An 18733-nucleotide genomic window follows, 5' to 3' on the forward strand; every position below is an offset into this window, starting at 1 on the left:
GCCCTTCCCCTAAAAGATTGATTTCTTCTTAAACATAGATAAAAACAACTCTTTTTCATATTGATTTAAGCTGAATTTCCAGAACAGTACAAGATAGATTAATACCATAACAATACCTTTTAATACGAACAGAAGGATGCTTCCTCTTGGTAAACATGCAATCAGAGCTGCTGCCATCATCGATATAAGCAGGCAGCCGCCCATTTTCACAAAGCATTCCCGAAAGAACCGGAATACATTAATATGCAGCTTGCGGTGATAAATCACATTCATGGCCGCCGTCCGGAACAAATAGGCCGTGCATACCGATACTGCCGCTCCCACTTCCTGAAACTCCCTGGTTAATAGGATGGATAAAGCGATATTAATTACTGCCATGAGAGTGTAGACAGCGGACTGGAGCTTTACCATCCCTGCCGCCGTTACGGTAAGGGCGGCTATGTGCTGAGGCAGCTCAAAGATGCTAGGCAGTACTAAAAGCAGGATACAAAGATAGGCCCTCTGAAAACCGTCTCCCAGCCAGAAGCCGATAAAATCCCTTCCCACAGCCAGAAAACCCACATAAATCAGCCCGATAAGAAAGAGCTGTATCCGCCCTACCTTGATCATCAGCTCCAGAAGGTTCTCTTCCCTGCGTTCCTTACCAAGGATTCGGGATACCCTCGGAAGAAAGAGCCCGTTTATTGCAGTGGCAAAGGTATATATAATACCTTCGATGGTGGCAGCCGTACCAAATACCGATATGCTTATGGCGCCGCTATAGATTCCCAGGATACTGGGTATGATATTGTATATAAAACGCTGGGCAACGTTAATTACCGTGGACCATAGGGAGAACCGGAATATTTCCGCTTTGGCTTTGCCTCCCCTGTAACGGAAGTTTACCTTGATACGGGTTGTTTTTTTAACAAGGAAGAACTTGATCAGGATATTGATGCCCCCGGTCACCGCATTAAGAAGAACCAGGGTATACAAACCGTAGCTCAGGCTTAATGCCAGGATAATAAGGCCCATGTTCAGGATTTTGTAGAACAGCTCACAGGCTTTTAGCTGCACGAATTTCTCGAAGGAGGTAAGGATGCCGTTTAAGGTGCCGAAGGGAAAGGTTATGATGCTGTAAGCGGAAGCGATGAGAAATATAACCTTAAGCTTGCTGATTTCCTCCAGAGAAAGCTCCCTGTAAATACTGCCTATATGAAAGTACACAATCGTCAGAGCAACAGCGATTACAATGTCCAATACAATAAACAGCTTGTAAATGACACCGAGAAGATTATTCACGGCCTCTTCGTCATTCTCAGCATTATAAAGGGACAGAAAACGGGTAACCGCCGCTCCCAGACCAAAATCCATGACAAGAATTCCAATCAGGGAAACGGAAAGAGTATATAGTCCGTAGCTATCCTGTCCCAGATTTCGAATCATCCAAGGTGTATAGACCAGCCCTGCCATAAGATTGATGCCTATGGTGATATAGCCTAATACAGCGCCTCTTTTTATCTGTCTGGAGCTTTCCGTTTCCTTGCTGTCACTCATCATCCATCCCCACTGCTTTCTTTGTCAAATCTTTATTTGCTTCCCGTAAATATGCGAATTAGGCTTTTTCTGAGGCCCTTGTAGTCCTTGTATTTAATTCGGAGGAACAGGCTGGCGAATTTCCTGAAATATCGTACCAGAGGATGGCCTTTTGCCATAATCCGATCTATTCTGTCCCTGAATTCCGTGTCGTCTATGACATAAGGCGGATGCTTTAAGGGAAAGTCAAGTTCATAGGTCTCCATATGGAAAATTCGCCGTATTCCCTTTGGAAGCAATCGGATATCGGAAACAGAATGCGTGCTGTTCGCTGTAATTCCGATGTTGGATATCATGTTTTTGGCGGGTACAATGTTCAACCGGTGGTTTAAGTGCATGCTGGTGCTAAGAACCGATTCATAATGGGCCTTCCCCGAACGCTGATGCCGCTTCAAGTTACTGATGTGCTGTCCTCCGTCAGAAAAAGTGTCGATATAGCATTTTAACTGATTCAAATGAAAGGAATCCTTCAGTATTTTATAATCACCGTCCCAGGTATCCACTACTCTCTTCCAGGATGCCCAGCCGCAGATGGAGCCCGAGGTAGTAAACAGATAATCATAGGGTGTATACTCACATATGCCGGTATTGTTCATACCGCATATCATGTTAATTCTTTCATCCTCCTTATATCTTTCCAAAAGCTCTTTACAGAAGGGAAAGAAGCTGAGGGAGGGGACATCGTCATCCTCCAGTACAATTCCTGCGGCTTCTGTCTGGAACATCCATTTCTGTGCAATATATTCCGATGGGTCACAACCGACATTTTCCCTCTGAAAATAGGTATGTACCTCACAGTTCCAATCGATATCATAAGCGATGGCCCGGCACTTTATGATGCCGTCCATATCCTCCGGCCTTTCCTTTCTGGGACCGTCCTGGTACAAATAAAGCTTTGTCGGCCTCACTTCCTTTATGACCTCAAATACCCTTTTAAACTGATTCGGTCTGGCGAAAAAAATTAATAACACTGCGATGTCAATCTTGGCCTCTTTCATAACTACCTCTCATTCCCATGCCAACGGCACTTTCGGTAAAATCAACTTAATATCCATATATAAGGAACAAGGTTTCCGTCTCTTAAGGTACGGTAAAGGAAGAAAATTCCGAAAAATATTACCGAAAGCAATACCAGGCATTTTCTGATTCTCTCCTCCTCTTCCCCGTTGGATTTCAAGGAAAGGATGCGGTCCAGCAATATGATGCTGGCATACAGGTAATAGAATGCCGGTCTCTCGGCCGTCCTTGTGAACATTCTGAATATCCACAGCAGGATTACCGCAAAATGCATATTTAAAAAGAAAAGATTATCCGGATCTGCAGCCATCAGCTTTTCCCGGTATACAATGCCCAGAAATGCGATAACCAGGAGAATTGCCAGGAAAATGCCTCCGTTTTTGGTGCTTTCAATCACATAATCATAATTCATCCAATCCGCGATCCAGGTATACAGCCTCTGAAAAAGCAATCCAATGACTCCGTAAACGCCTAGAATAACCAGATGGTACTTCGTTTTCCAGGGTACTCTTGCGATGAGAAAAGCCGGAAGGAAAAATAAGGCCGACTTATGCAGGAAATAGGCAGATCCCACCAGAAGCAGAAAGGGAAGGAGCTTCCTCCTTCTTGCGGCTTCATAGGCAAAGAGGCACACCGACATGGCCAGCACCTGCCGCAGTCCCGCCATGGAGAATGCAAACAGACCTATGGTATAATAAAAATAGATGGCATACTTTTTGCTCCAGGCATAACGCTTCAGAAAGAAAAACAGGCTTATGCAGAGGAATGCAGAGGTGACGGCAAAGTAAAAAAAGATGCTGTAATGAAGCTTCCCAATTAATTTGGTCAGGATATAAAAGCCGGCTTCCATATTTCTTTCCCAGTAAAACGAGATGCTCTTATTAACGGAATCAAGAAAGTTATTTGCATATCTGCTATAGTCTCCGGAAAAGGGCGCTTTAAAAATCATAAGAAAATAAACCAAAAAACAGGAAAAAAGAAGAACCGCATTATTTCCGTTTTGGGCAGAATATTTTGTATACTCCGTTTTTTTTATTTGAAACAGTGCTAATGCAGCAAGAATTAACAATAAGGAACCATATACTATCAATCCTATCTCCCATCTGCCGCTTAAGCGGCTCTTTTTTTGTGTCTGTCTTATGATTTCAAGAGAGAAGTTTCTCATAAACCTTGACGTACTCCCTCACGCAGCCCTCTCTGGAAAAATGTTCTCTGGCATAGCCGGCGCAGTGCCGGGAATAGCATTCTTTTCCCTTGCTTCTAACCTCCTGAAGCTTCCTGTAAACTCCTTTCAAGGTACCCTCCGTAACTATGTGGCCGCATCCCTCTCCCAGTAATTCCGGCAATGCGGTAGAAGAAAAGACAATGGCAGGCGTTCCGCAGGCCAAGGCTTCCGCTACTGTCTTTCCAAAGGATTCCTCCCTGGAAAGAGATACATATACATCAGCCGCATTATAAAGCCTTGCCAAAGCTGCGGTGCTGCTGGTAGCCGGTATATTTCTCACATTATCCGGGAGTTCGATCCCGGCGTTTATGTTCCCAACCAAAAGGATCACGCACTCCTCATCTGTTTTCCCCTCTTTTTGATTTCTTTCCTGCTCTTTTTTCAACCAGCCTGCCAATTTCAGAAATCCGTTCAGTCCCTTGGCGCTGCCCCATAATGAGGCAACGGAAAGAATTACGAACTTCTCCTCCAGTTCCAGCTCCTTACGCAGATCCCCAGCCTCCTGCGGGAAGAATATATCCAGCTCGATTCCATTATAAATACGCTGTATGAGGAAGGCGTTCTTTAAGAAGGAGCATCTTGCCTGACCGGTGATCCATTCCGACACCCCAATGACGGCAAGTCGGTTAATCCTTCCAAAATATTTCTTTTTATCCTTCCACATTTTATTGCACCGGTCAAAAAACCAGGAAGGAGGAGTATTTCTGTTATTGGGGCATCTTCTGCAGCCGTCACACCATTGGTAGCAGGAGTTAACCGTATAATGAGTGCATCTTCCGGTATAATACCAGCAGTCATGGAGTACGATAGCCACGGGAATCCCCTGACCGGCCAGATAATTCATAAGCATATTGAAATGCAGAAAATTACCATGGACATTTCCCATATGAACAATATCCGGCTTTTGCCTGCCGATGTATCGCATCAGCTTTCTTGTTGCTCTCCGGGAAAAATACCCCTGAAGGCCGCAGATTCTGGAGCCAAGGGCGTGAAGCTTTCTTCCGGCCGGGGACCCGATGATATAAAACCCTTCCCTCTCTCTTAATTCCCCCTTCTCTTCTTCATCATCCGGCTTCCCGTGAACACAGGCAATCAGACAGGTATGTCCCTGTTGTATTAGGTGCTTTCGAATCTCCTTCACCGTTCTTCCGGTACTTAATACTCCGTAAACTTCATTTATAATAAGTACCTTCATCCTTACCTCCCTGAATTTTATACCTTCTATTCTTCTCCTGTTTTAAATATCCCCTTTTATTATTTAAGAAGGACCGTACACGGATAGGTATCCCCATGCAGCTTGTCAAAGACCTCATTGGCCCAAATTAGGGTATATAGATCCGTGTCACCAATATTAATCAGGTTATGGGCATATCCCGGCGGTATCTCAATAATCTGAGGATTGTCGGCAGAAAGCAGGTACTCCCTGATTTCATCGGTGCCGATTCTTCTAAGCTGTATCATGGCGCTGCCTGATATCACAAAGAAACGTTCACATTTACTGTTATGATAATGCTCCCCTTTTTTAATGCCGGGCTTTGTGACATTAAGGGAAAATTGCCCCAAACCCTTCGTCCGAAAGACTTCCGTAAAGCTTCCTCTGGCATCCCTATGGCTGGTTACAGCAGTCTTAAGCTCCTCTAAGGGTAAATAGCTTACATAGGTGCTGTATAGCTTCTTTGCAAAGGAATTCTTTATATCCGGAATATATAATTCCTCCCTGGCCTTTTGAAAACCTCGGATGGTATCCGCAAGCTCCTGCAAGGTTACCTGGTAGCAATATTCCTCCTTCAACCGGTAATAGCCGTCTTCTCCGGGAGGGACTTCTTCCTTCAGATGTCTTAGAAAAGCCTCTGTTACATCATCGATATAATATAGCTTCATAACGGTATCCGGATTATGGATTACTATTTCCCGGTTCCTTGAAATATTGTGGCAGAAGGTGGCGACTACGGAGTAGGCAAAAGGTTTTGCCCATTTGCCGAAGGTATTGGTAAGGCAATATATAATCCCCTTACTGTTATTTAACCCTTCGTGCTCCCGCAAGGCTTCCTCAGCCATCCGTTTGCTTGTAGCATAAGGCGTATCCTGTACCGCCTGTACGGTGGAGGTATATAAAACCGGACACCGGTTGCCGTTTTCCCGCAAGAACTCCAGCATCGTCCGGAACAATTGGTAATTAACCTCCATAAAGCTGGTATCCTCAACCGGCCGGTGCACAGCCGCAAAATGGTATATAAAATCACAGTCCCGGGTATATTTTTTTAAATCCTCTAATGTATTTGACCGGTCAAAGGTATCAATGGTATGCTCTTCCCCGTATTGGGCCTTAAGACCGGCTATCAGATTCTTACCCAAAAATCCTCCGGCGCCTGTTACCAGTATTTTCATTCCTACCTCCATTACCGGCGCATTGCGCCGTCACAAATTATCAAAATAAAGAGTCCGCCTGCGGATAATTCCATGCCACTAAAATTCTATGACACTAAACCTGGCTTGCTTCACTGACATTCTTTACAATGGACGCAATATCCCTATATAAGCTCTGTCGAATGTCTTCCTTTCGGTGCGCCCTCATCCCCAGTCTCCAGGCGTTGCTTCGGTATACTTCTATTTTATCGGGATGGCTCACAATATGTGACAGTACGGAATAGATTTCTTCCTTTTTTCCGATACAGACAGCTCCCCTGTTCTTTTTCAGATAGCGGATGCCTTCATTCTCAAAAGGTCCTACTGCAATTACAGCGCAGGTGGAGGCCAGACAGTCTACAATTTTCGTAGAGAAAGAATATCTGGTCAGCAGCCTGTTTCTGAGATCAAAGCTCTCCGCAAGCAGGGCGATATCGGCCTCTCTATAGATGTTCCTCAGATTTTCGGCAGAAACAAACCCCTTTAAAAATACCGATTTCCCGTCATGAAAGGCATCCCGTCCCCTGCGCCCGGGCTTATCCCTCGTATAAATTTCCAGGATGATCTTAACCTCCTTCCGGTTGATCCGGGCTACGGCTTTCGCAACGGACAGAAGCGTCCTGTCCCTGTTGCAGTAAAGCCTTCCTGCATAAACCATCCGGATGGGGTTTGATATTCTCTTTTCTTCCAACGCATTTGGGAAATTCCCGCCTTTATAGATAACTCCGCTCTTTACACCAAGCGCTTTTCCAAGCTCCGCTGCCTGTCTTTCCGACAGGGTGTAATATTTTCCGTAGATACCCGCGGTTCTCCTGATATCCCTCCGAAGCAGCAATCTTCTGATCCAATAGAAGGGGGAGGGGTTTATCTGCTTTAGGGAGTATTCATCATCACCGGTGAATGCAATAACCGGTGCCCCGGTAACGGAATACAGAAAGCGTTCCATATGAAGCATCCTCCTGGAAGAAAACCGCAGGCTGAAAATGATATCCGGTTTAAAAGCCTTCAGAAAATCCATAAGCGGGCTCTCCTCCCATCTGGTCCTAAGCCAGACAGCATCACGAAGCAGCCGGAGCATTCCTCCCAACGCCAGCTTGATTCCCTTCCTGACCCGCGGATATTTTATCGGTGATAGTTTCGTCTTAAGGGTATCGGTGTTTTGGAGAACAAACCATCTTCCTCCGCTCCCCTTTCGGAATAGATTCTTCCAGGCCATCCGGTCAGTGATCTGAAAGTATTCGCTGCAGCAGGGATTATCCGGCGTACCGGAGGCCAGATAGAGATTGGCCAGCTCGCCTTCAAATCCCTCGAACCAGTTGGTCATCACATTGTTGGGATATAATTTGTCATTCCATACTTCTTCGGAAAGAACCAAAAGCTTCATAATATCCTCTTTTCCATCCTGATATAAGTCTCATACAGCTTCTTTATCGGAAAGCCTGCTTTATTGGCTGCAATGGCGCAGAGATTAGGATGCTGATAAAAGGCAGTGAACATAAGCTTAAACCTAAGAGGAGTCACTTTATTGTACAGCATTTTATAATATGCCTTCTCGTACAGCATCATCAGCTCCTGCATATCATTCGTGTTCTTCGCATCCCTTTTACAGCTAAAATAAAACAGCATCAGATTAAGGCACAGATATTCATAGGAGTATTCGAGAAGCTCTTTCTCCTTATCTGCAAAGAAAAGAATTCTGTCCTGCAGGACCTGGTAAAAATCCGTAGGTTTATAATGATTTTCTTTTCTGGTGGTACTGACGGGATTCTGATAATAATAATAAAGGGGCCTCTGTGTTGCAATCACTTTGCCGCAGCGGTACAAAAGCTTATAGATCAGCGCTTCATCCTCATAATTGAAATGATCGCTGACCGGGAAGAAAAGCCCTTCAAAGAGCTCCCTTTTATACAGCTTACCAACCACTCCTGATTTTATCCTCCGGCTTAAAATGGCTTCCTTTCCCGTATAAACCAATACGCTGCCCTTCATGGATATTCCCTCGAAATCCGAACCGCTTCCGCTATACAGGCCGCAGGCTGCCATCTGTGCCCGGTGCTTCCTGCACAGATAGAGAAGATATTTGATAAAATGCCTGTGGAGAAAATCATCACTGTCCAAAAATGCAATATACTCTCCCCTGGCATTTTGAAGGCCTGCATTTCTCGCACTGGAAATTCCGCCGTTACACTGATGTATTACCTTAATCCTTTCATCCATCCTGGCAAGATTGTCACAGATATCCGGACTTTTATCCGTAGAGCCATCATCGATCAAAATGATTTCAATATTTTCATATGACTGTTCCATGACACTTGCCGCGCAGTGCCACAGATACTTTTCCGCCTGATAAACAGGTATGATTATACTAACAAAGCTGTTTTCTCTCACTCTGCAATTTCCCCCTTCTTATCTTTTACAATCAGCTGATATTTTCCGCTGGGTGCACGGTCTATTACATCAGGGAAACTCAGCGTAAATACGGTTTCTGCACCCAGAAACTTCTTTATTGCATCGCTTATCAATTTTGCGTATGCTTCTTCCCTGGAGGGCTCCGACAGAATACACAGGATATCCAGGGCACCGTCTTTCTTTTGCCGGAACTGTATCTGCTTTACCATATCCGATAACTGGCTGATCAGCACAGACAATTGAACCTGGCTGAACCTGCCCTTCCCCGTCTCAAGAAACTCGGCTTCTCTTCCCGCAATTCCCTTAATTACAGGATGGATGCTTCCACAACTGCAGGTAATCCCCTCCTCCGGCAGGATCATATCTCCGATATCGTATCGAATCAGGGGCGTACCAAAGGTGTCAAAGCCTGTGACAAGCAGCTTGATCCCTTCTGCTGTCGGTATATGCTCAAAAACTCCCGTATCAATTGCCTCATGATAGGAGCCGTGGCTGCATTGGATGATAAAGGGAGCTCCTTCATTGGAAGCATACTGATCCGACAAAGGACAGCCAAAGACTCTCTCAATGACTTCCCGGTGATAGGGAAGCACTGTCTCGGAGGTGGTAAATACTGCCTTTGGTGTAAAAGAAGGGGGAATATGGTTTTCTTCCATGTATTTGGCAATGGTATAGATTGCCGAGACGAATCCGTCAATGGCCTCAGGCTGAAAGCGGTTTAAATTTCTGACATAGTAGACCAGGTTCTTTTCCGTCAGATGGTAGGTGGAATAAAGCCGCTGTCTTGCAGGATAGTTGTTTCGCCAGAATACAGGCCTTTTTGGAAAGTCCTCCATAATCTTCTTACCGAAGAATCTGGCGGATTTCATTTTATTATTACGAAACCCAAAGGTTAATTTATAAGCGTCCAGATATGCCATTCTTTGCTGCACATCCCTAGGCCTTTTTCTTACCGCAAGAGGAATGCCTCCCGTTCCTCCGGTAGAAAAACGAAGGCTCTTTCTTTTGGAAACAGTATAGATGCTGTTTAAGTTTTCCTTCAGCATATCCTTGCTAAGCACCGGAAGACAGGTAATATCTTCCACGGATTTGATCTCCTCAATGGGAATATCACGATAGAATTCACGGTAAAAAGGGCTGTTGGCTGCCGCATATCGAAGCAGCCTTATGAATCTTTTATTCTGAAGCCTCCGTTCTCTTTTTAAATTATTATGCTTATTATCGGAAAAAAGCTTAAGGTATTTCTGATAAACACCGGTATAGCGACTGACATAAAGCATCACGCCGTATAAGCTGATTGCGATATTCTGGCAAAAGACCGGCAGGCGGTAATAAATTTTCAGCATCATCCGATCCATAAATTTGCCCTCCTCTATAGTTCCATGGTGAACAGCAGGATGCTGTTTATTTTAGTTACCTCAAATTTCTCCCTGCACAGCAGATAAGAGCAAGTTCCCATGGCTTCCCTCAGCTCCCTGTTCCGAATCAACAGCTCCAGCTTGCACGCCAATGCCCTTCCATCCATGGGAGGGACCAGGAAACCATTATACCCCTCGATTACCGTATCCCTGCATCCCGGAGCTTTTGTGGTTACAATTGCTCTTCCGGCCGCCATTGCCTCTACAATACTGCGCCCGTTTCCCTCATGATAGGAAGGCAGTACAAAGATGGAGCACCGCTTAAGAAACGGCCTTACATCCTCCGCATAGCCGCAGTAGGTAACGGCTCCCTCCTCCAGCAAAGCAGACAGCTCCTCTTCCTTAATAGCCTCCTTATGTTCATCAAATCCTCCCACAAGAAGAAAGGAAACCTCCGGATATTTTTTCTTTAATACCGAGGCTGCTTCAAAATATTCTCGAACTCCCTTGCCGAGTACCAGTCTCGCCGTCATACAGACGCAGGGCTCCTTCGGTATTGGAAACCTGGTAAAGTGCTCCATGTTTACTCCCGATCCATTTACCAGAACCGCTTTCTCCCTTTTAATCAACCGTAATTTTCTCATTCTGTTAATATCGTCCTCATTCATGAAGAAACAGGCTTTGCTGAAATGGAGCACAAATTTGTAAAAGAAGCAAAGAAGGTACCGGAGAAAGAAATCCGTCCTTCCCTTAGAATAAAAGGGGGTCTCCAGGCCGGTAATAAAGGGGTATATTTTTTTAATCCCCAGGATGATTGCAGCGCTCCCGCCAAACGCAATGGGCTTAGCCATATAGAGAAAGCAAAGGTCCGGCTTAATTCTCTTCAGCAGCTTCAAATAACAGAAAAACATGATTAAATTTTCTATAAATCCCGTCCCTGTTCTGCTTCCTCCCACCGTCTCGTAAGAAGCCCCCAGCGCAGCAAGGGGCTCTTCCATTATTTCCTTGGGTTCCACACAAATGCAGGTTATACTGTGTCCTTTGCCCTTCATCTCCTTAATCAAATCCCTTCGGAAATTAAGAAGAGAGGGTCCGTAGCTGGCTGCTATGACGACCTTCATGGGCAATCCCCCTTTTCAATCCCCCGCTGTATCCTCTTCCAGTCAAACCCGCAGTTAAACAGATAATCCAATACGGACAGATTGGGTTCAAAGGAATGCCACTGCTGCGGATAAAGAAAGGGTCTGTAATCGGTGTAGGTAAGAATAATTTTTCTGTTTCTAAAGTTCTCCTCGTTCTGATAGCTGGCTGCTCCAAGCCCCGAATAATATTCATCGGCTTTTAAAGCGGTGCAGATATCAAGAATCCGCTCCTCTTTTTTGGAGGAAATATCAAGCTCCGAAGCCTTAATCACCGCCGCAGGAAGGCCAAAACCGGAGATGATAAACTGATTTATCGCCATATTCATATCCGCCAGATTATCATACTCCATAAGAAGAAGCTCCCTTATGGCCGGGAATATTTCATTAAAATAAGGGCTTTTCTGATAATTCATTGCAAGGAGCTTAAGGTGTTTTTCCTTCCAGTCCAACTCATCCCTGGTACGCACCTCGTTGATTCTATCCTTAAAATGATAGTTAAGGGGTATGGTCAGCCTTTTCCTGCCCTGGGGAGTCTTAATATTGTTTCTATGGTGCATATTATCATTGGAAAATTGGGCATCATTCAAATAGACAAAGATATCCGCCTTAGAAATCTTATAAAAATATCCTATGTAGGGGATATAATCCGGCTGATGGATTGCAATTCTCATACTTACCTCCGCGATAGCCCTCCTTTTTTCAGGCTCTTTTTTCCTTCATTTATTTTCTTTCCTGTCGGTCTGCTTCTTTCCTGTCGATCTGCTTCTTTCCTGTCGGTCTGCTTCTTTCCTGCCGGTCTGTTTCTTTCCTGTCAGTCTTCTTTTTCTGTCAGTCTTCTTCTTTCCTGTCAGTCTGTTTCGCCGGATACACATTTTTTCCTGTCAGCACGGTTACCGCCGTTTTTATTGCAATGATAACATCCCCTGAGAATTTAATATTTTCAGCATAGGACACATCCATTTTATATTGCAACATTCTATCGGCTGCTGCCCGGTATTGGATATCTACGGTACAGCACAAGCCCGGGAGGCAGGAAAATCTCTTTTCGTAAGGAAATTCTCCCTCCGAAGCTCTGGCTTCCTCCGGTAATACGGGCCTGGGACCGATAATCGCCATATCGCCCTTCAGTATATTAAACAGCTGAGGCAGCTCATCCAGACTGGTCTTCCTGAGAACAGCTCCGATCCTGGTAATCCGGTTATCCCCAAGATAGGCTCTTATCTCCGGGTTGTCGTGGTTCTCTTTCATGGTTCTGAATTTATAGATTTTAAACGGTATTCTGTCCCTGCCCAGCCGGTATTGGACAAACAGCACCCGCCCCCCGTCCTCAAGCTTAATAAGAATGCTGATCAGAAGCAGCAGGGGTGACAGGAGGAGAAGAAATATACCGCTTATTGCCTTATCCAGTATCCGTTTTATTTTTCTTTCATAAATTCGGCTCATAACGATCTCATTTCCGGCTGCAATTGCCTGAAAGCCTATATTTCTCTGCGAAAAACCGTTTCAAAACATTCCGCATACTTCATACCTGCCTGGCATCCCCGATAGGCGGCCAGCCCCTTTATTGCAGTTTCACTGCGGGGATGGGGATATTCCCTCATGACTCCCTCATACTGGGAAAGTGCTTTCAGCTTTCGCTCGACCCCCTCCTCCAGCAGTTCAACAAATAAATTCGGTGTAAATGGCCGAAGGGAAGTATTAAGTCCCCATTCCGTAGACGACGGTATTTCCATATAATTCAGTTCTTTTAACGGGTTGATGGTGCTGTTGCGCTGGAACAGCCGGACTGCCGCCTGACATGCAATGGATGTCTGGTAATGGTCATTGTTTAAGTCCCCGGGATGATGGGTGAATATAATATCCGCCTGTGCTGCCGCTAAAATCTCTTCAATAAACTGTACCAGCTTTAAATGGGGAACACGGTTAAACTTAATATTGGGGAAGCTGCCAAGGTGAATTTTTTCCACGCCAAGCATGTTATTGCACCGCATAATATCCTGATATAATTTATCTGTTTCCGGTCTGTTTTTTCTGGCTCCGGCCTCTCCGCAGAGGATGCAGACCTCCGCTCTATGACCTTCGCCCGTGAGCTTTGCAATCGTTCCTCCCGCGCCCAGCACCTCATCATCGGGATGCGCTACTACAAATAAATAATTCATAAATCCCTCATTTCATAAAATCCTTTGGCCTGATTATTCACTATCTCCGGACCTATGCTATTCAATAACCATCTTATGATTTGAAGCTGATATGAGTTCATATCTGGAAGAGAGATTTGCAATATAGCCCAACTCTCCTTGTCTTGTAAAAATAGCATAACAATTCAGGCCCTCTAAAATAGGGAACAGCGGCTTTGATTTCTCAAAACCGCTGTACTCAGGAATCCTTACTTCTAATTAAAAAAGACGCAAAAACAGCCCGTCAAAAGGCTGTCCTGCTTTCGTATAAGGCAGCTATATCATGTATTCTACGCTTCATTTCTGTGCGGATATGTAACGGCTCTAAGCACTCGCATTTATCACCGAAACTGAAAAGAATATTGTAGTAGTATTCGTTCTCTATGAAAGGAAAACGAACAATGTAATACTCATCACCGTCTGGCGTAAAGTGTTCATAAGTGCAATAATCAAGTACCCTGTCCATGACAGATTTATGGACACGAATTTTGATTTCGGTTTGCATAGCTGCCAAAATATCAGTAAAATCTAACTGCGGTTTTTGATAATCCCGCGGCGTAAAAAATTCCTCCTGTATTTGAAGGTTTGATGTGCGGGATAGCTTGAATAAGCGAAAATCATTTCTTTTATGGCAATACCCTTGCCAGTACCAATGACTGCTTTTCAATACAAGCTGATACGGCTCGGCTGTTCGTGCGGTTTTATTTCCGTAGCGATCTGCATATTCAAAGGTCAGCAGCTTGTTTTCCTGTAAAGCTGTTTTGATAATTTCTAAATATGGCTGTATGTTCCTGTTGCCCATCCACGGACTTAAATCGATGTATATTTGATTTACTTTTAATTCAATGTCTTTCGCTTTGTCGGCGGGGATAAAGCTCTTGACTTTCGCAAGGGCATTTACCAGTTCATCACCTCGTATCATGCCCGAAAGACTGGAGAGCCCCATCAAGATAGCGGAAAGGTCGGCAGTCGAAAAAACCTTTCTATCCATCTTGTATTTCTGCATGATTTCAAAGCCCCCGCCCACTCCCGATGCCCCGCGAACAGGAATACCCGCCATGTTGATCGCGTCTATGTCACGGTAGATTGTACGGGGTGAAACTTCAAACATATCTGCTAACTCCTGTGCGCCGATACGTTCTTTATCAAGGAGTATCATAATAATGCTAACAAGCCTGTCAACTTTCATCGGATAGCCGCCTTTCAAAATTTCTTTTTATCATTATAGAATTGTTGCCATACTGTTGTCAACAATTGCAAGGTATAATAAAAAGCAAAGAAATCAATTACCGATCAGGAGGGAACACTGTGCAGAATAAAGCCTTAGTAATCATCGATATTCAAAATGATATAACAAAGAATTATAAGGATGTTATTGGAAATATCAATAAAGCCATTGATTGGGCAGTCAATAATCATATTCATGTTGTTTATATAAGGCATGAAAATTTATCGGCCGGCACAAGGACTTTTAAAACCAACACATATGGGGCTGAATTGGCTTCCGACTTGAACTTAGTATCAAAAAATGTTTTCACAAAATACAAAGGAAATGTATTAAGCAGTGAAGAATTCACCGACTTTATTAGTAAAAATGAAATATTTGATTTCTATATAGCAGGAGCAGATGCGGTTGCTTGCGTTAAATCAACCTGTTACAACTTATGTAAAGCAGATTATAGCGTTAATGTCCTATCAGATTGCATTACAAGTTATGATAAAAGGAAAATTGACGAAATGCTGCTCTATTATGAAAGCAGAGGCAGTAAAATCATCACTTTAAATGACTTGTTACCTAATTAGGTCTTTGAAACGCAGAAACACGTTCATCTCCATAGCTGTTAAGCCTTCGCTCGCCCTTATTCCTGCCAAAAGTCCTCATTTTCTTTAAGAATTTCTTCCGTCGGTGTCATCTGAACGAATATTTTTGATTTCCATATTAGTAACTCCATTTCTTTTATTTCTATATGCGATTAATGTACACTATAACGTAACGAGAAAGTCAATAACTTTTGAAAAAATTCATGTAAAGTGAAAAGGTAAATTCTTGATTGAAAGAGTAAAGGGGGTGCGGACAAAATCCTGGACTTGAATGAGTCAAAGGAGGAATGAGATGTACTCATATGAAGACCGCATCCGTGCAGTAAAGTTTTATATTAATTGTGGTTACAACGCAGCATATACCGTTCGTAAGTTAGGTTATCCCGATGTAACCAACCTTAAGCATTGGTACAGGGAGTATTCTGAAGATAATGATCTCCATACCGGAAAGAAAAAATATAGCAAATATTCAGATGATGAAAAACGAGAGGCTGTAGATTATTACTTTGAAAACAATCAGAATGCATTGAAAACAGTCAAAGATCTAGGTTATCCAAGCCGGCCACCACTTCTTAGTTGGGTTGGTGAATTGCATCCAGAAGATGAGAAACGTCGTTGCAAACAATTCAAACCTCATGTAAGATGTTCTCAAGAAGAAAAAGTACAAGCAGTTATCGAGTCGTGCAAAGGCACACTGAAAATATCTCAAATAGCTGAGATATATAATGTTACACCCGCCGCAGTTTCTACATGGCGAAAACAACTGCTTGGAGACAGGAGAGAAATTAGCATGTCTAATCCATCTGAAGCTAATAAAGATATAGATGAATTAATCCGTGAAAAAACTGAACTCGAAGCCAAAGTAAAGCGCCTAGAACAAGATGTACATAAACTTCAACTAGAACGTGATGTTTTAGAAAAAGCTGGTGACATTCTAAAAAAAGAAAAGGGCATCAATCTTGATGAACTCACCAATCGGGAAAAGTATTCTTGATTGATGCCCTACGCTGTAAATACAAGCTTAATGAACTTTTGCCGATTCTGAAACTCTCAAAAAGTAGTTACTGCTATCAGGTTAATAGTATTCGTGCTTTCGACAAGTACCAAGAACTCAGAGGGATTATACAGGAATTGTTCAATACTAATAAATGCAGATACGGATATCGTCGCATTCATTGTTTGTTGCAAAACAGAGGGATTATTATTTCTGAAAAAGTGGTACGTCGTATTATGAAAGAAGATCAACTCCTAGTTAAATGCACAAAGAAACGCAAATACAATTCGTATAAAGGTGAAATCAGTCCAGAAATTGATAACATAATAAATCGTGATTTTTCTGCTAAAGCACCAAACCAAAAGTGGTTGACAGATATAACCGAGTTTCATATTCCAGCAGGCAAGGTGTATTTATCACCTATAATTGATTGTTTTGATGGCCTTGCTGTGTCTTGGACCATTGGTACTTCACCCAATGCAGAGCTTACAAACACAATGCTTAACAACGCGATTTCTTGCTTGGAGAAAGACGATAAGCCCGTTATTCATTCTGATCGTGGCTGTCATTATCGCTGGCCAGAATGGATTAAAATCATGACCGAAGCAGACCTAACAAGATCAATGTCAAAGAAGGGGTGTTCCCCTGACAATTCAGCTTGCGAAGGTTTTTTCGGACGACTTAAAAATGAAATGTTTTATAATCGAAAATGGAAACATGTATCTATAGATTCTTTTATTAAAGAACTCGATTCCTATCTCCGTTGGTATAATAAAGATAGAATCAAAATATCTTTAGGTGGGATGAGCCCACTTCAATATAGACGTAGTCTAGGAATAGCAGCTTAGTCCAAGAAAACGTCCGCACCCCCAAATTGTTGTAAAAATTAATGTAAAAAATTAATCTAAAAAAATGTGCTATGTATTGAACACAGCACATTTTTTTCTCTCATTGCCCTAATTATTCATTGAACATTTTTAGGATCAAGAAAATAATTTCTTAGATAATTCTAAGATTGCTTCACTGTCTTTCACCGTCTTTATAATTCCTCACGGCTTACCATAACTTTTTATGCCCACAACCATATCCTGTGCGGATTCCTCGCAGCCACGGACCCAGTAGGAAAAGTTATGGTGTTCTGAAAAATCTGTATTATAACAGTCATCACCAAATATCTTGCAGATTATCCTCCATCTTGGTATCAACCGGGAGATCAAGGGATTAAAAAAGCTTACCGGGAGGATTTTTCTTCCCCGGCAATGCGCCATAAGTGATATCAGCTGATACGTGGAGACTTGTTCTTTATTTTGCGGATGGTAAATTCCCCGCGCATTCTCTTCTATCAGGCAGCCGATGAATTGACATAAATTTATTATGTCAATTATACTTCTTTTATTCGGATAGGACGGGAAGAATTTTATATATTTTGATGCCTTTATCAGGAGGCGGATACTGCCCTTGCAGCCGGCACCGCATACAACCGGAGGCCGAATAATAACGGTTGAAAATTGCTCCTCCTCCAATTCCAGTATTTTTAGCTCCCCCTGCCTTTTACTTCTTCCGTATAGACTGTCAGGGCTTATCGGAGTGCCTGTTCCGATACGCTTCCCCGTACTTCCATAGACATTCATGCTGCTGATATAAATATATTGGCGAACTCCTAAAAGCTTTGCCCGTTTAGCCGATTCCTCCGCCTGCCAGGCATTGGCCTGAAAGAAAAGCTCTTCGTTTCCTTTCTTTTCTCTGGTATGGGCAAGACCTGCCGCATAGACCACCGTGTCTATTCCTGTCATGGCAAAATCTTTCCACTCTTCTTTCCTTCCTGATACCACAAAGACCTCGTACCCCTTTTCCTTAAGCCATTGTGCCAGAGAACTGCCGATAAAGCCGTTCTTTCCGATGATCAGCACCTTTTTACTGTTCATACCAAAGCTCCCGGAATGGATAACTGCAAACTCATCCTTGCATCAAGCTTCATTGCTTTTTCCAGTACAAATTCCCTTGCTTTTTCTTTTAACATCATATGCTTTCCTCTTTCATCATTCCCCTAATATTTTTATTCATAAGTAATGAGATCGGTGACTGTTTTACAGCTGCCGACGCTATAGGGAAATATGGAATGCATTTCTTATTATAAGCCTATTCAATTTTCTTCAGTCCATCAAATAGTTCATTAAACGATTTTTGTTTTTTACATCTGCCATATGATAATTCTCTATCATCACCATATTCAAGAAGAAAACACTTTGTCAGTTCTTCTACCGTTTGTTCTAATGATCCAAAGAATTGATTGTATGCAAAATCATATGACGGCGTCCCTTCTTGAAAATTAGCCGTAATCAATGACTCTGTAACCTGGTCAAGCGGGTACATTTTCAAATGAAACAATTCATGAAGAATTACTTCTTCAAAATTCTCCTGGTTTGGATTTGCTATATTAAGAAGAAGGATAGCTTTTCTATCATCACAATCGATCTTGAAATCTCCTGTTTTTCTCCAGTTGATATCATCAACAAATTCTTTAGGTTAGAATCGATGATGGTGTAAACGAAAAAGCAGCTTTTGCTTGCCAGTAACTGCCCTTTCGTTTACATCATTTTCGATTTGAC

At 43.1% G+C, this 18733-nt stretch carries 15 protein-coding genes and 1 pseudogene; 2 read left to right on the forward strand and 14 right to left on the reverse strand.

Going from position 1 to position 18733, the window contains the following annotated elements; all coding sequences use genetic code 11:
• Positions 1-9: 9 nt before the first annotated feature.
• From HNQ56_RS13500 to HNQ56_RS13560, 13 genes are all read right to left on the reverse strand, one after another.
• A complete protein-coding gene (locus HNQ56_RS13500) occupies positions 10-1536 on the reverse strand; it encodes an oligosaccharide flippase family protein (RefSeq protein ID WP_429147018.1) in 1527 nt (508 codons plus the stop codon).
• Positions 1537-1568: 32 nt separating this feature from the next.
• Complete coding sequence (locus HNQ56_RS13505) at positions 1569-2573, reverse strand: hypothetical protein (RefSeq protein WP_429147021.1); 1005 nt, start codon at positions 2571-2573, stop codon at positions 1569-1571.
• Positions 2574-2614: 41 nt separating this feature from the next.
• The gene (locus tag HNQ56_RS13510; protein WP_429147023.1) at positions 2615-3757 is read right to left on the reverse strand and encodes an EpsG family protein; all 1143 of its coding nucleotides are present in this window, start codon (positions 3755-3757) and stop codon (positions 2615-2617) included.
• Positions 3738-5012: a glycosyltransferase gene (locus tag HNQ56_RS13515; RefSeq protein WP_429147026.1), complete on the reverse strand. Its 1275-nt coding sequence runs from the start codon at positions 5010-5012 to the stop codon at positions 3738-3740. The genes HNQ56_RS13510 and HNQ56_RS13515 overlap by 20 nt, the downstream gene beginning before the upstream one ends.
• Before the next feature lie 59 nt (positions 5013-5071).
• Entirely contained in the window at positions 5072-6205 is a 1134-nt protein-coding gene (locus HNQ56_RS13520; protein WP_429147029.1) for a polysaccharide biosynthesis C-terminal domain-containing protein, read from the reverse strand.
• 94 nt (positions 6206-6299) lie between these two features.
• Positions 6300-7607, reverse strand: coding sequence for a glycosyltransferase family protein (locus HNQ56_RS13525; RefSeq protein ID WP_429147031.1), 1308 nt, complete (start codon positions 7605-7607; stop codon positions 6300-6302).
• Complete coding sequence (locus tag HNQ56_RS13530; protein WP_429147033.1) at positions 7604-8611, reverse strand: glycosyltransferase family 2 protein; 1008 nt, start codon at positions 8609-8611, stop codon at positions 7604-7606. Before HNQ56_RS13530 ends, HNQ56_RS13525 begins: the two co-directional genes overlap by 4 nt.
• Positions 8608-9990, reverse strand: coding sequence for a phenylacetate--CoA ligase family protein (locus HNQ56_RS13535; protein ID WP_429147036.1), 1383 nt, complete (start codon positions 9988-9990; stop codon positions 8608-8610). The genes HNQ56_RS13530 and HNQ56_RS13535 overlap by 4 nt, the downstream gene beginning before the upstream one ends.
• A gap of 14 nt (positions 9991-10004) precedes the next feature.
• Positions 10005-11111 (reverse strand): glycosyltransferase family 4 protein, encoded by a 1107-nt coding sequence (locus HNQ56_RS13540; protein WP_429147039.1) that lies wholly within the window; start codon positions 11109-11111, stop codon positions 10005-10007.
• Positions 11108-11803 (reverse strand): WbqC family protein, encoded by a 696-nt coding sequence (locus HNQ56_RS13545; RefSeq protein ID WP_429147042.1) that lies wholly within the window; start codon positions 11801-11803, stop codon positions 11108-11110. The genes HNQ56_RS13540 and HNQ56_RS13545 overlap by 4 nt, the downstream gene beginning before the upstream one ends.
• 157 nt (positions 11804-11960) lie before the next feature.
• A complete protein-coding gene (locus tag HNQ56_RS13550) occupies positions 11961-12575 on the reverse strand; it encodes a sugar transferase (protein WP_429147045.1) in 615 nt (204 codons plus the stop codon).
• Between the two features lie 35 nt (positions 12576-12610).
• On the reverse strand, positions 12611-13291 hold the full coding sequence (locus HNQ56_RS13555; protein WP_429147046.1) for a PIG-L deacetylase family protein: 681 nt from the start codon (positions 13289-13291) through the stop codon (positions 12611-12613).
• Positions 13292-13553: 262 nt separating this feature from the next.
• Positions 13554-14498 (reverse strand): helix-turn-helix transcriptional regulator, encoded by a 945-nt coding sequence (locus HNQ56_RS13560; protein ID WP_429147049.1) that lies wholly within the window; start codon positions 14496-14498, stop codon positions 13554-13556.
• Positions 14499-14617: 119 nt separating this feature from the next.
• On the opposite strand from HNQ56_RS13560, the gene HNQ56_RS13565 reads away from it, so the two are divergent.
• Positions 14618-15112, forward strand: coding sequence for a cysteine hydrolase family protein (locus HNQ56_RS13565; RefSeq protein WP_429147052.1), 495 nt, complete (start codon positions 14618-14620; stop codon positions 15110-15112).
• A gap of 310 nt (positions 15113-15422) precedes the next feature.
• Positions 15423-16972 (forward strand): annotated as a pseudogene (locus tag HNQ56_RS13570) (IS3 family transposase).
• Between the two features lie 201 nt (positions 16973-17173).
• Here HNQ56_RS13570 and HNQ56_RS13575 read toward each other — a convergent pair.
• Positions 17174-18049 (reverse strand): NAD-dependent epimerase/dehydratase family protein, encoded by an 876-nt coding sequence (locus HNQ56_RS13575; RefSeq protein WP_429147054.1) that lies wholly within the window; start codon positions 18047-18049, stop codon positions 17174-17176.
• Positions 18050-18733: the final 684 nt, after the last annotated feature.

It is taken from the genome of Anaerotaenia torta, assembly GCF_050433395.1.
Taxonomy (GTDB): Bacteria; Bacillota; Clostridia; order Lachnospirales; family Lachnospiraceae; genus Mobilitalea; species Mobilitalea torta.

What these genes read in the sequence shown, in the direction of transcription:
- HNQ56_RS13535 (WP_429147036.1), bottom strand. Translation starts at nt 9,990, where the DNA reads ATGGATCGGATGATGCTGAAAATTTATTACCGCCTGCCGGTCTTTTGC.
- HNQ56_RS13525 (WP_429147031.1), bottom strand. Translation starts at nt 7,607, where the DNA reads ATGAAGCTTTTGGTTCTTTCCGAAGAAGTATGGAATGACAAATTATAT.
- HNQ56_RS13545 (WP_429147042.1), bottom strand. Translation starts at nt 11,803, where the DNA reads ATGAGAATTGCAATCCATCAGCCGGATTATATCCCCTACATAGGATAT.
- HNQ56_RS13505 (WP_429147021.1), bottom strand. Translation starts at nt 2,573, where the DNA reads ATGAAAGAGGCCAAGATTGACATCGCAGTGTTATTAATTTTTTTCGCC.
- HNQ56_RS13555 (WP_429147046.1), bottom strand. Translation starts at nt 13,291, where the DNA reads ATGAATTATTTATTTGTAGTAGCGCATCCCGATGATGAGGTGCTGGGC.
- HNQ56_RS13515 (WP_429147026.1), bottom strand. Translation starts at nt 5,012, where the DNA reads ATGAAGGTACTTATTATAAATGAAGTTTACGGAGTATTAAGTACCGGA.
- HNQ56_RS13500 (WP_429147018.1), bottom strand. Translation starts at nt 1,536, where the DNA reads ATGAGTGACAGCAAGGAAACGGAAAGCTCCAGACAGATAAAAAGAGGC.
- HNQ56_RS13550 (WP_429147045.1), bottom strand. Translation starts at nt 12,575, where the DNA reads ATGAGCCGAATTTATGAAAGAAAAATAAAACGGATACTGGATAAGGCA.
- HNQ56_RS13560 (WP_429147049.1), bottom strand. Translation starts at nt 14,498, where the DNA reads ATGAAAGTTGACAGGCTTGTTAGCATTATTATGATACTCCTTGATAAA.
- HNQ56_RS13510 (WP_429147023.1), bottom strand. Translation starts at nt 3,757, where the DNA reads ATGAGAAACTTCTCTCTTGAAATCATAAGACAGACACAAAAAAAGAGC.
- HNQ56_RS13520 (WP_429147029.1), bottom strand. Translation starts at nt 6,205, where the DNA reads ATGAAAATACTGGTAACAGGCGCCGGAGGATTTTTGGGTAAGAATCTG.
- HNQ56_RS13540 (WP_429147039.1), bottom strand. Translation starts at nt 11,111, where the DNA reads ATGAAGGTCGTCATAGCAGCCAGCTACGGACCCTCTCTTCTTAATTTC.
- HNQ56_RS13575 (WP_429147054.1), bottom strand. Translation starts at nt 18,049, where the DNA reads ATGAACAGTAAAAAGGTGCTGATCATCGGAAAGAACGGCTTTATCGGC.